At 34.9% G+C, this 12,722-nt stretch carries 11 protein-coding genes; 6 read left to right on the forward strand and 5 right to left on the reverse strand.

Annotated features, from left to right (window positions below; translation table 11 throughout):
* Positions 1-3 precede the first annotated feature (3 nt).
* From ACQY56_RS03750 to ACQY56_RS03770, 5 genes are read right to left on the reverse strand one after another with little or no spacing between them, the layout of a single operon-like run.
* The gene (locus tag ACQY56_RS03750) at positions 4-738 is read right to left on the reverse strand and encodes a tetratricopeptide repeat protein (RefSeq protein WP_428743725.1); all 735 of its coding nucleotides are present in this window, start codon (positions 736-738) and stop codon (positions 4-6) included.
* Positions 739-741: 3 nt separating this feature from the next.
* Positions 742-1,536: a tetratricopeptide repeat protein gene (locus ACQY56_RS03755; protein ID WP_428743726.1), complete on the reverse strand. Its 795-nt coding sequence runs from the start codon at positions 1,534-1,536 to the stop codon at positions 742-744.
* Between the two features lie 3 nt (positions 1,537-1,539).
* Entirely contained in the window at positions 1,540-2,328 is a 789-nt protein-coding gene (locus tag ACQY56_RS03760) for a tetratricopeptide repeat protein (protein WP_428743727.1), read from the reverse strand.
* 3 nt (positions 2,329-2,331) lie between these two features.
* Complete coding sequence (locus ACQY56_RS03765) at positions 2,332-3,126, reverse strand: tetratricopeptide repeat protein (protein WP_428743728.1); 795 nt, start codon at positions 3,124-3,126, stop codon at positions 2,332-2,334.
* A complete protein-coding gene (locus ACQY56_RS03770; RefSeq protein ID WP_428738852.1) occupies positions 3,119-7,018 on the reverse strand; it encodes a hypothetical protein in 3,900 nt (1,299 codons plus the stop codon). The genes ACQY56_RS03765 and ACQY56_RS03770 overlap by 8 nt, the downstream gene beginning before the upstream one ends.
* 183 nt (positions 7,019-7,201) lie before the next feature.
* On the opposite strand from ACQY56_RS03770, the gene soxX reads away from it, so the two are divergent.
* From soxX to ACQY56_RS03800, 6 genes are all read left to right on the forward strand, one after another.
* Positions 7,202-7,726: a sulfur oxidation c-type cytochrome SoxX gene (gene soxX, locus ACQY56_RS03775; protein ID WP_428738851.1), complete on the forward strand. Its 525-nt coding sequence runs from the start codon at positions 7,202-7,204 to the stop codon at positions 7,724-7,726.
* Between the two features lie 12 nt (positions 7,727-7,738).
* Positions 7,739-8,209: a thiosulfate oxidation carrier protein SoxY gene (gene soxY / locus ACQY56_RS03780; RefSeq protein ID WP_428738850.1), complete on the forward strand. Its 471-nt coding sequence runs from the start codon at positions 7,739-7,741 to the stop codon at positions 8,207-8,209.
* Positions 8,210-8,250: 41 nt separating this feature from the next.
* The gene (soxZ, locus tag ACQY56_RS03785) at positions 8,251-8,586 is read left to right on the forward strand and encodes a thiosulfate oxidation carrier complex protein SoxZ (RefSeq protein WP_428738849.1); all 336 of its coding nucleotides are present in this window, start codon (positions 8,251-8,253) and stop codon (positions 8,584-8,586) included.
* A gap of 3 nt (positions 8,587-8,589) precedes the next feature.
* Positions 8,590-9,360 (forward strand): sulfur oxidation c-type cytochrome SoxA, encoded by a 771-nt coding sequence (gene soxA, locus ACQY56_RS03790; protein ID WP_428738848.1) that lies wholly within the window; start codon positions 8,590-8,592, stop codon positions 9,358-9,360.
* Positions 9,361-9,369: 9 nt separating this feature from the next.
* Positions 9,370-11,130 carry a thiosulfohydrolase SoxB gene (gene soxB / locus ACQY56_RS03795; RefSeq protein WP_428738847.1) on the forward strand — a complete coding sequence of 587 codons (1,761 nt, stop codon included), beginning with the start codon at positions 9,370-9,372 and terminating at the stop codon, positions 11,128-11,130.
* A gap of 70 nt (positions 11,131-11,200) precedes the next feature.
* Entirely contained in the window at positions 11,201-12,679 is a 1,479-nt protein-coding gene (locus tag ACQY56_RS03800; RefSeq protein WP_428738846.1) for an OprD family outer membrane porin, read from the forward strand.
* The last annotated feature ends 43 nt before the right edge of the window (positions 12,680-12,722 follow it).

The following is a 12,722-nucleotide window of genomic DNA, read 5'->3' on the forward strand; positions in this document are numbered from 1 at the left end:
TCTTTATATTCCACCTTTATACTTTAGTTTTTCAGGGATGATTTTTGAGTTTAGTTGGAGTTCATACCCTTTTTTTATATCTGTTTCAGAGATTTTCCATCTGTTTTTTAAAAAGTTTATAATTCTCTCTTTTTTATAAGGGTTGCCTATCATTGCTAGGTAGTATTGAGAGGCGTTTATGTTGTCTTTTTGTTGGTGGTATAGGAGACCTAGGTTTTTTAAGGCGTTTGTATTCTCTTTTTTTATAGCTTTCTCATACCAATATATAGCTTTTTGATATTTTTTAAGTTTATCATAAACTAAAGCAAGGTTATTGGCTGCTTTCAAATTACCATTTTTATCAGCTAATTTATAGTATTCAATAGCTTTAGTATTATTATTTAATGCTATAGCTTTTCTATACCAAATTTCTGCTTTGTTATACTCTTTGAAATCTTCAAAAATGTTGCCTAAATTATTCATCGCATCACTATTTGCACTATCTAATTCAAGAGCTTTTTTATACCAAACTTCCGCTTTTTTATAGTCTTTTATATGATCTTGATAGATTAGACCTATGTTGTAAGCAGCTGCACTATCATCATTTGCCATCTGGTACCAGCTTTTTGCTCTTGGGTAGTCATCTAGTATTTGGTCATATGGGGGTTTGGAGTACTCTAGGGCTTTTGTTGTCTCTGCATAACTGTTTAGTGTTAGTATAAGTAGTGTGCTTAGGAGGAGTTTTATAGTTTTAAACACTTTTTAGATTCCACCTTTATACTTTAACTTCTCTGGGATGATTTTAGAGTTTAGTTGTAGCTCATACCCTTTTTTTATATCTGCATCAGAGATTTTCCACTTATTTTTTAAAAAGTTTATAATTCTCTCTTTTTTATAAGGGTTGCCTATCATTGCTAGGTAGTATTGGGAGGCGTTTATGTTGTCTTTTTGTTGGTGGTAATAGAGGCGTCCTAGGTTTTTTAGACCTGCTACATCTTCTTGTTTTATGGCTTTTTCATACCATTTTATAGCTTCTTTATAATTATGAAGTTTTGTGTCATATAAGAGAGCAATATTATTTGAAGCTTCTTTTAAACCTGCTTGATCAGCTAATATATAATATTCAATAGCCTTTGTATAGTTATTTAATTTAGCTTCGTATAACAAAGCTAAATTAAATAATCCTTCATTATTTAATTTAGAAGCTTGTTTATACCATTTTATAGCTTTTTCATACTCTTGCAATTTTTTATAAAGATTACCTAAATTAATAGATGCATCACTATTTGCACTATCAAGTTCAAGAGCTTTTTTATACCAAACTTCCGCTTTTTTATAGTCTTTTATATGGTCTTGGTAGATTAGACCTATATTGTAAGCGGCTGCACTATCATCATTTGCCATCTGGTACCAGCTTTTTGCCCTTGGGTAGTCATCTAGTCTTTGATCGTATGGGGGTTTGGAGTACTCTAGGGCTTTTGTTGTCTCTGCATAACTGTTTAGTGTTAGTATAAGTAGTGTGCTTAGGAGGAGTTTTATAGTTTTTTGTAAAAACACTTTTTAGATTCCACCTTTATACTTTAACTTTTCAGGGATGATTTTAGAGTTTAGTTTTAGCTCATACCCTTTTTTTATATCTTTTTCAGAGATTTTCCATCTGTTTTTTAAAAAGTTTATAATTCTCTCTTTTTTATAAGGATTGCCTATCATTGCTAGGTAGTATTGGGAGGCGTTTATGTTGTCTTTTTGTTGGTGGTATAGGAGACCGAGGTTTTTTAGGGCATTTGTATCCTCTTTTTTTATAGCTTTCTCATACCAATATATAGCTTTTTTAGATTTTTTAAGTTTATTTTTATAAACTAAAGCAAGATTATTTGCTGCTTTTAAATCGCCTTTTTTATCAGCTAATTCATAGTATTCAATAGCCTTTGTATAGTTATTTAATTTAGCTTCGTATAACAAAGCTAAATTAAATAACCCTAAATAGCTATTTAATTTAGCTGCTTTCTCATAACAGATAATGGCTTTATTATACTCTTTAAAATCTTCATATATATTTCCTAAATTAATAGACGCATCACTGTTTGCACTATCTAATTCAAGAGCTTTTTTATACCAAACTTCCGCTTTTTTATAGTCTTTTATATGGTCTTGGTAGATTAAGCCTATGTTGTAAGCGGCTGCACTATCATCATTTGCCATCTGGTACCAGCTTTTTGCTCTTGGGTAGTCATTAAGTCTTTGATCGTATGGGGGTTTGGAGTACTCTAGGGCTTTTGTTGTCTCTGCATAACTGTTTAGTGTTAGTATAAGTAGTGTGCTTAGGAGGAGTTTTATAGTTTTAAACACTTTTTAGATTCCACCTTTATACTTTAATTCTTCAGGAATAATATTTGAATTTAATTGAAGTTCATAGCCTTTTTTAATAGTGATATTGTCTATTTTCCACTTTGTAGACATATATTTTAAAACTTTTTCTTTTTCGTATTTGCTATTAAGTGTTATTAAACTAATAAAATATGCTACTGCTGTTATATTATCTCCACGTTTATGATAAAGAGATGCAATATTTTTAATGGCTAACGAATTTTTATTTTTTACTCCTTTTTTATACCATAAAATTGCATTTGGATAATCTCCTAATGTTTTATCATAAAGATAACCTAAATTATTAGCTGCATTAGATTGCCCCATTTTATCCGCAATTGTGTACCATTTAATGGCTTTTTCATAATCTTTTAATTGTTTTTTATACAGTAATGCTAATGAAAATGCTGCTTCTTTTTCTCCTAATTTATAACTTCGCTGATACCAAATAACTGCATTCTTATAATCTTGAAATGTATAGTTGTACAAATGTCCCATATTAAAAGCAATATCTTTATCATTTTTTATCGACCAAGCTTTTTTATACCAAATTTCCGCCTTTTTATAGTCTTTTATATGGTCTTGGTAGATTAGACCTATATTGTAAGCGGCTGCACTATCATCATTTGCCATCTGGTACCAGCTTTTTGCTCTTGGGTAGTCATTAAGTCTTTGATCGTATGGGGGTTTGGAGTACTCTAGGGCTTTTGTTGTCTCTGCATGAGTGTTGAGTGTTAGTATAAGTAGTGTGCTTAGGAGGAGTTTTATAGTTTTATACATTTTGTTCTTTCTCTTTTCTTGCTTTGGTTACTTTTTCTATAAGCTCTCGCTCATCTTTCTCTAGTAGGTCAAGGTTGATCTCTTTTATGCTGAGTTCTTGATCCATATTTGCTAAAAGTCCTGGAGAAAATTCAACTTTTTCTTTATACTCTATCTTATAGTGGAGTGCTATCTCTTTGTTTATCACAAGTAGGTGTGCACCTTTTTTCTCCACTATCTTCATAAGGTGTTCATTCATTGTTTGAGGCTCAACTGTATCAAACACCAAATCTTCTGGCATTGGTGGTGTTTGGTACTTTGGTGTAACTTTACTCTCATATATAGACCTATATGCCCCATCTATTTTAAAGTGTACACTGATGTTGTTTTGCAACATCTCTTTTGGGAGTTTTATCTTTGTTTTAAACTTTAAGTTTGATTGTGTAAATGTATCTTTTGCTCTTTTTATCTCTACAGTATCTAATATCTCAACATTATAACCATATACTACTGATTTTAGTGTTGTGAGTTCATACTCCAAGGCACTATCAAACAGCTCTGCATGAGCATCATAATGTACACCTATAAAGTTTTGTATCTCTTCAAAGGAGTCAAACCCATCTATAGTGTTTGCTGCTTTTTTATGAAACTGCTCTAAAAAGAGTTTGGCTTCATAGGGGTGGAGTTTATCGGAGCTAAAGTAGTTTATAGCTTTTTTTAAGCCGTATGTTTTTGGAGCTTCCTCTTGCATATTAAACAGAAGTGATCGCATTAGGTATGCTTCAAGAGGGGTATCTATAAAGTTTTTAGCATACAGTGCCCATGCTATCTCCAGTGCTATAATTCCAGCAGCTACAAACTCCCCAGCTATTGGCAACATCAGTAGCCCTATAGTAAGGAGTGCTTTTGCACCAGTGAGGAGTTTTCCATCTACATCATCTTTATCTAGTTTTGCGACATCATACGCAGATGAGAGGATGATCCCTATAAACCCTGCACGTGCTAAGATTTTTAAGTTAGCTATCTTTTTGAGTTTGTTTGCACTTACAAGGGACTGTACCCTTGCAGTGATCGTCTCAGAAGATTTTACAACCAACTCACTTGTTGTTTTTACAAACTCTGCACTATCTAACATCAGTGAGTATATATCTGCACCGTTTAGTTTTTTCCAGTCCACTACCCCTTTGGCAACACTTGAGAGAAGCACTAAGGTGGAGAGGTGGGTGGAGATTGTGATGTAGTTTTTTATGAATTTGGTGTCTTTAAAACCTTTTAGTTTTGAATCACTTGCTTCACCACCTTCAAACATATCATCATCAAGAACAGACTTCGAGTGCAGTTCCCCTTTTTGCTCCACTAAGGTTATAAGGTTGGAGTTTACCCCATCGACTGCTTTTACTTTCTCTAGGATGGTTTTTAGTTTATCCTCTTGTTCTTGTGTTTTTTCAAAGAAAAGCTGGTGGATGTTGCTTAGATCAAACACCACTTCACTTGTGTTTATGTACTTTTTAAACGCGTCGTTGTCTAAAAGGTCTTGTGCATTTGTTTGTCTTGTTTTAAAACCATCTTGGTTGTTTGTCCCTTGCTCTAGGAGTGCATGGGAGAGATGTGCGTGAAGCACATCTGTGTAGTGTTCAGTGATAGGGAGGTTAAAAACCTCTAGTGCGAAGTTGGTATCTTGTATATCTAAACGATTTAGGGCTATATGTTTGATGCTCTCTCGTAAAAATTCACTCTCGTTATTAAACGGCGAAGCTATATTTGCTTCACTATCTAGGCGGCTTTTGTTCTCACTTAGGGTGTAGACTATCCCCATAAGGGTGTTGAGTGTTTCACGTTGGTGTGTTTGGGAGTCAAACTCTTTTATCTCATTGTAAAATTTGAGTTGTTGTTTGAGTAGGTCGTTGCCTGTGATGAACCCTCGTACATCTGTGAGGAACTCTTTGGGGTTGATGTTTTTATTTTCATAAAATTGTGTAAAGTTTTGTGGGATGTAAAGGTTATTGAAGTAGTTTTTTGGTGATCGTGCTTTTTTCTGATCAAAAGAAAGCTGTTGGTTAGTATTGTCTATACTCTCAAACTGTTGTAAAAGTTTGTTTTTCTTTGCACATACTTTTGCATACCCTTTTTCTTGGGTGTTTATAAGGGTTTGCACATCTTTTCTATTTTCATCGCCTATAGCAGGGAGAGGATGGGAGTTTTTTAGAGTATAAAAAAACTCTTTTGCATCTTCATAGAGTCCTGTAGCTCTAGCTTGATCTTCATACTTTTTAGAGAAAAACAGTGCAAATACTAAAAGCCCTAACATCTCAGCGGCACTTGATTTATACGGTGTGTATTTTTCATCTTCTGCAATTAGGTAACCGTAGTTGAGTTCTTGTTTAGGATTTATCTCACTTGCATGTTTTTGTAACTGCTGGGTTTTATGTGCATTGAGTTGTTTTGCTTTGGCAGTTGCTATATAAGTAGAGGAGATACAACTACAATGCAAGTTCTCATAAAAGATCTTAAACTCTGGTTTTATGAGAAACTCTTCAAAGAAAGGTTTGTATATAAAACGCACCTCATTTAAGTACTCTGTAGCAGTATCGTACACTGGGTCTATGATCTCATCAAAAGTGACTACCTCTCCAAGCCCTTTAAAAAAGAGATGGCTCATCTTCCCTTTTACGATCTCATGGATAAACTTTGTATATATATCTTGGAGTTTTTTGAGATTTGTGTCGTAGTGTGTTTGTTCATCTGGGTCAACATAAAAGTAATCAATCTGTTCACTTATAGCATATGTATAAGCATTTTTCTTTTTTAGGTCTTTGAGGTGGAGATCGTTTTTGCTAAAGGATGTTTTGTATGCCCATTCGTAGATGTTTAACAAATCTTCCGCTTCACCAAATGGATCTTTGAGTGTAGCTACAACATCAAGTGGGTAGAGTTTGAAGTCTGTACTTTTTCCCTCAGCTTGGGCTTGTTTCACTTTGGATTCATAAGCTTTTAGGGGATCATACTCTTTTTGAAGTTTGAATGTTTTTGTAGTGATCTCATTTGAGTTTATGGCATTTGCATCTTTTAAAAAACAAGCATCCTCTGTAGTTTTTGCATCTGTTGGGTCAAACTCTAGGGGAGTTAGTTGTGAGAGAGCATCACTTCTAGCTGTTTGATCTTTTTTGAGTTGTACATTGGAGTAGTAAAGTTTTATAGCTTCGCCATCATTGAGCGGTATATAAGCTCTCTCAACATTACTTTCATCTTTGTATGTGATATCTTTAAAAGTATCGCCATAGAGTGAACCTTTAGAGATGATCCTATACTCATCTATGGTACCATCTGTTAGTTGTATGTAGACAAATGCTAGTGTAAAAGGGACGATCTTTCTTCGGATTAAGAAGTTTGTATCCATTGTTCCATAAAAAGTTTGTATATCTGCAAAACTTCTTGATGGACGCAGTGGTTTGTAAACCTTTTTTAAAGAGGTATTTTTAGATTCTCGTAAAAGGTAGAGTCTATACTGCTCTTTTTGTTCTTTCTTTTTAGCTTCTCTTTGTTCTTGTTCTGTAGCCTTTTCTCCTTCTACAGAGTTATTTACACCAGCTTTTTTTGCTGTTTTTGAGTTTGTATTTGCACGAGATTCTACAACTAAAGCAGAGCCTCTGTCTGTTTGACATCCAGAGACATCGAGTGCATATGTACCACTTGCGCCTACGACATTTGGCTCAGTCATAGCACTTGAAATAACATCTACTTTAGTACAAGGGGAAGTTAGAGGGCATCCACTGATAGCAGCACCAAGGATATCGACACAAAAGTTTGGTTTTAATCCCCCAATGGTTCGTATAGAATCAGTTGATGGGTGTTGTACCACTCCTCCATGTGCACATTTAATTACGCATGATTCTGTTAGTACAAATCTTCCCATTTTATTATCCTTGATATTTGTGTGATGTATTGTTAATTATTTTTAACATATAATATTAAATATTAATTAAATGAAGTATATCTTATCTAAAGTAAAAGTTTTTTAAAAAGTCTATAAATTTTACATAAATTTTACATTTGCTTGTTAAACTTGCTCCTGACATTACTTAAGAGGAAGGAAAACATGCGTAAGAGTCTAACAGCTTCATTGCTTCTTGGATGTTCATTATTTGCCGCTGATTTAAGTCAAGCAATAGAGAGTCCAAATGCAAGTAAGATAATCCAAAAAGATCTACTCGCTCCAGCAAAAGAGTACAAAATGCCAGCTGGATGTGTAACAAACGATCCGTTATCTATCGCAAGAGGAAAATATATTTTTCATAACTTAAATGGTGAAAAAGCAAAACAAACACCACCAAAAGGGTTAAGTAAAAAAAATAGCGATGGTTCACCAAAACAATATGGTAACTGTGTAGCGTGTCATAACATTGAAGGTGCTAAAGGGGCAGGAAATATTGGTCCTGATCTAAGTGAATACAAAAAAAACTTTGTTGACACTGGTGTAAGAGATAATCAGTTTGTATATCAAAAAATTGCTGATGCTCGTATTGATAATCCAGATACTCACATGACTATCAATCTAACAACAAACTTATTTACTGAAAAAGAGATATGTGACATCACTGCATATATCGTATCACCAAAATAAAAGGGAGAAACAATGCAAAGAAGAGATTTTTTCAAAACATTAACATCAGCAGTAGCTGTAACAGCAGCGTTACCAGTAATGGGTTTTGCAGCTGAAGCAAAGAAAAAAGCAGGTCCAAATGCTTTTTCATATGAACAAGCACTTGAAGCTATCACAGGTGGTAAAAAACCTCAAACTTCAAGCAAGGTACATTTAAAAGTTCCAGAGATTGCAGAAAATGGTGCAGTTGTACCTGTAACTGTTGAAGTTGATTCACCTATGACAGATGATGATTATGTAAAAGCGATCCATATTTTTGCTACTAAAAACAATAATGTTCGCTGTTTAGACACACATTTAACACCAGCAAATGGTAAAGCAATGTTAGCTACTCGTGTAAAACTTGGTGGTACACAAGATGTTGCAGCTTTAGTTGAACTAAGCAACGGTGAGTTTTTAATAGCATCTCAAAGTGTTAAAGTAACTATCGGTGGATGTGGTTGATCACCAACCTAAGACAAAAGAAAAAATAAAAAGGATTTATTATGGGAAAAATTCAATCATTAATAAAAATTAAACCAAAAAAGTTTAAAGATGGCGAAATTGTAAAAGTCAATTTCATGGTGATCCACCCGATGGAAACAGGGATGCGTAAAGATAAAAAAACTGGTCAGATTGTTCCAGCTGATTATATCAATAGCATCAAATTCAACTACAATGGAAAAGAGATTACAAATATGACTGTATGGGAATCAGTATCAGCTAACCCAGTTTTTACAACATATATGAAGATCAATGGTAAAGGGAACCTCACTGTTACATTTACAGATAACAAAGGTAACTCTTATGAAACAAGTAAAAAGATTAAACCAAAAGGATAATCTATGAAAACTCTAGTAAGTATAACATTAAGTGCCGCTCTTTTAACTTCTGCATTAGTTGCAGGTGAACAGTTTGCAATGAGTGATAAAGATCGTGCAATGTACGCAGAACTACTCGAAGCTAATCCTGCTGATATCAATGTAGCATCTGGTGAAGAGCTTCTAAGCTACATGGGTGGTGACGCTAGTTTAGCAAAATTTTTAGGTGTAAGTGAAGATGACTTGCCAAAATATATAGCAGGATTCCCTCGCTATGTTAAAAAGCTTGATATGGTTGCAGGACTTGATCAAGTGGTTCAAGCGATGATGGCAGAAAATGGACATAAACCTTTACCACTCAAAAGTGGTAATATGTTTGACATAGTTGCTTATGTAAAATCTATTGCAAATGATGAGCCAATCAACATTGATGTAAATGCAAATCCTCAAATGAAAGCAGCTTATGCTTTAGGCAAAGAGGTATTTGAAACAAAAAGAGGTAGAAGAGGATTATCATGTCTTAGTTGCCATAGCCCTGACATCATTGGCAGTGTTTTACGTACACAACCACTTCCAGAGTTAGGTGCAAGTGGCAATGCTGCTGCTGCAACATGGCCAGCGTATAGAATGACAAAATCATCTCTAAGAACACTACAACGTCGTTTTCAAGGTTGTATGAACAATGCACTTTTAGCTGTTATACCTTTAGGCTCACCTGAAATGGTAGCTTTAGAAGTATATGTAACAGATAAATCTAAAGGGGCACAAATTGCAATCCCTGGATTAAAAAGATAGGACTTTATTATGGATATTTCAAGAAGAGACTTTATGCACATTGCAGCGATTTTTGGTTTAAGTGCCGCTGTTACTGGATGTGCTAAACCAAAAGCTGCTTCACAAATATCACTCAAAGATATTTACGATTTTAAGGCTAAAGGGAATGTTACACTACTACATATGTGCGACTTACATGCCCATTTAAAACCACTGTACTGGAGAGAGCCATCAACTTTGATCTCTGCTCCAAATCTTGTGGGAACACCTGGATTTTTATGTGGTGAAGCATTTGCTAAACATTACGGTTTAGAGCCTAGTAGTCTTGATGCGTATTTTGATACATGTATCGACTTTGAAGCTCTTGCTCGTAAGTTTGGAAGAATGGGTGGTGTTGCACATATGAAAACTTACCTTGATCGTGTACGCGCTGAACGTGGAGCTGAAAATGTACTTTTTCTTGACTCTGGAGATACTTGGCAAGGTACTGGTGTAGGTCTTAAAACAAATGGTGAAGCGATTGTAAAAGCACAAAACTATCTTGGTGTTGATGTTATGGTTGGACATTGGGAATTTACTTATGGTAAAGAACAAGTAAAAAACCTGATTGAACAACTTGATGCTAAATTTGTATCACAAAATATTGTAGGTGATGATCCATTCTCAGATGAGTATGAGGAGCTTATTTTTGAACCTTATACGATTGAGGAGCGTGGTGGTGCGAAGATCGGTATCATCGGTCAATCATTTCCATTTACTTCAACTGCAAACCCTAAAGAGTTTACACAAGGTTGGAGTTTTGGTCTTCGACTCGATACACTTCAAGAGTATGTAGATGAGTTACGCAATGAACATAAAGTTGATTGTGTAGTTGTACTCTCACATGACGGTTTTAGCGTAGACCAAGAGGTTGCAAGAAAAGTTCATGGTATCGACTTTATTTTAAGCGGTCACACACATGATCCTTCGCCAAGACCAATAACTATCGATAATACTGTTATAGTTATAGCGGGAAGTCATGGAAAATATGTAGGACGTTTAGATATTGATATCAAAGATGGAAAAGTAAAAGATTATGAATACAAACTAGTTCCAATAGCTTCAAACATGATCCCAGCTGATCCTGAGGGTGTAAAACTTGTTAATGAACTGTATGCTCCTTTTGATACTGAGTTTAATGAAGTTTTAGGGCAAACAAAAAATATCCTTTATAAAAGAGATACATTTTTCTCAACTTTTGATCAGTTAATCAACGATGCTATAATAGATGAGATGAAATGTGATATCTCTTTTACTCCAGGGTATAGATGGGGGACAACTGTTTTAGCAGGAGATGATATTTTAATGGAAAATGTATATGAGATGTGTGGTATTACATACCCTAACGTATATACATTTGAGTTAAAAGGCTCAAAAATAGCTACACTTTTAGAAGATATTGCAGATAATGTTTTTAATGCAAATCCTCTCTACCAACAAGGTGGAGATATGAGCCGTTTGGGTGGTGTTACATATAGTATCGCTGTAGCCAACAAAGCTGGAAAAAGAATATCAAATCTAAAAGTTGGAGGTAAGCCAATAGATCTAAATAAAACTTATGTGGTCTCTTCATGGGGTGGTAATTTGCAAAATGCAGGATCAAACCTACGCCAAGATAAAATCAGACCAGTATATGAGATAGTTAGAGACTATATCAAACGTCAAAAAGTGGTTGATGTTAGTAATGAAGGCAATGTCACACTTGTAGATTATAGTTGTGGATGTCCGGAGAAAGGTTCTCGGGGCTGTTAGTTTTGTAAAGGGCAGTTACTGCTGCTCTTTACATTTTTGTGTTTATAGAAAACAACAAGGGGATTATAATATGAAATTAGTAAAAATGAGCATAATCGCAGCACTAGGCTGTAGTATTTTCACAGTTGCATCAGCAGATGATGCCAAACCAAAACGTCAGTTAAAAGGAAATATGATGGAGGTATATAATGTACTTCCAGGAAAAGCAGATAACCTTGTTGATGCTATAGCTGATGGTGTATTTTACGGTCGTTTAAGAGCGAACTCTTTTAAGTGGGACTGGAAAAACGAAACAGCAAAAACAAAAGATAACAAAGCTTTAGGTCTTGGTGGTTCAATGATCTATAAAACTGCTTCATTTGAAGGTTTTAGTGCTACTGCTGGTATGTACTTCTCTACAAGTCCATTTTTCAATATGGATCAAGATGAAATAGACTTTGCAAAAGCTGGTAAAGATACGGTAAGTCGTTATAATGTATCTACTCAAGACAACTACACTTTAGCAGTTCTTGGACAAGCATATTTACAATATGATTTCGACAAAACATCTATCAAAGCTGGTCGTCAAATTTTTGAATCTTTCTTAACAAAATCAAATGATACAAAAATGATTCCAAACACTTTTGATGGTATCTCTGTTGTAAACCAAAACCTTCCACAAACGACATTACGTGGTGCTTATTTTTGGCGTCAAAAACTTCGTGATCATGCAACAGCACACGATGTTATCACATTCAAAGATAAAGATGGTAACAGCTGGAATAACAATGATGACTCTGCAATACATAAAGGTTTAAATTTTACAAACTTTAAGGGTGATACTAATCACGACTTAATCGTAGTAGACATGCGAAATAAATCTATCAAAAACCTTCAAGTTGATGTAACTTATGCTTCTGTACCAAGTGTAATCTCATCTCTTACAGGTGAAGTAAACTATCAAATCAACCTTGGTGATGGTTATTCACTAACACCAGGTGTACGCTATATGCAACAAATGGATAACGGCGGTGGTGAAATCGGTGGTGCTAGTTTAAGTGGAGCTATTAATGCAACAAATGGTGTGGCAAATGGATACAAAGATGGTGGAAGTCTAGACTCTTCACTTTACATGGCTCGTTTAACACTTGCAAATGGTCCACTAAAAGCTCAAGTTGCTTACTCTGCAGTTGAGGATGCAGGTGATATCGTAGCACCATGGAGAGGTTTTCCTACTGGTGGATATACTCGTGCAATGGCTCAATATAACTGGAGAGCTAATACAAAAACTACAGCTGCTGAAGTAAAATATGACTTTGGAAAAGCGAAGTTAGTTCCAGGGTTTAGTGCAATGTTACGATATGCTATGCAAGATTTTGATGAAAATAAACAAGGTCTTGGTGGTGTACAAGCAGATAGTAATATTATCCATATGGATTTTATTGAACAGTTTACTCCTGAACTCCAAGCCAAAGTGCGTGTTGGTTTAGTAAGTGCAGACGCTAGAGTTGGAGGAATTGATCAAGATTCTTACAACGAATACCGTTTTGAGTTAAACTACCTATTCTAAGAAGAGTATATGATGCGCTTGCTTGTGGTTATAAGTATATTAT

The sequence above is a fragment of the Sulfurimonas sp. genome, assembly GCF_050296975.1.
GTDB lineage: Bacteria > Campylobacterota > Campylobacteria > Campylobacterales > Sulfurimonadaceae > Sulfurimonas.

Coding starts and splice junctions, on each gene's coding strand:
- soxZ (WP_428738849.1), top strand. CDS start 8,251: ATGGGAAAAATTCAATCATTAATAAAAATTAAACCAAAAAAGTTTAAA.
- soxX (WP_428738851.1), top strand. CDS start 7,202: ATGCGTAAGAGTCTAACAGCTTCATTGCTTCTTGGATGTTCATTATTT.
- soxA (WP_428738848.1), top strand. CDS start 8,590: ATGAAAACTCTAGTAAGTATAACATTAAGTGCCGCTCTTTTAACTTCT.
- ACQY56_RS03770 (WP_428738852.1), bottom strand. CDS start 7,018: ATGGGAAGATTTGTACTAACAGAATCATGCGTAATTAAATGTGCACAT.
- ACQY56_RS03765 (WP_428743728.1), bottom strand. CDS start 3,126: ATGTATAAAACTATAAAACTCCTCCTAAGCACACTACTTATACTAACA.
- soxY (WP_428738850.1), top strand. CDS start 7,739: ATGCAAAGAAGAGATTTTTTCAAAACATTAACATCAGCAGTAGCTGTA.
- soxB (WP_428738847.1), top strand. CDS start 9,370: ATGGATATTTCAAGAAGAGACTTTATGCACATTGCAGCGATTTTTGGT.
- ACQY56_RS03800 (WP_428738846.1), top strand. CDS start 11,201: ATGAAATTAGTAAAAATGAGCATAATCGCAGCACTAGGCTGTAGTATT.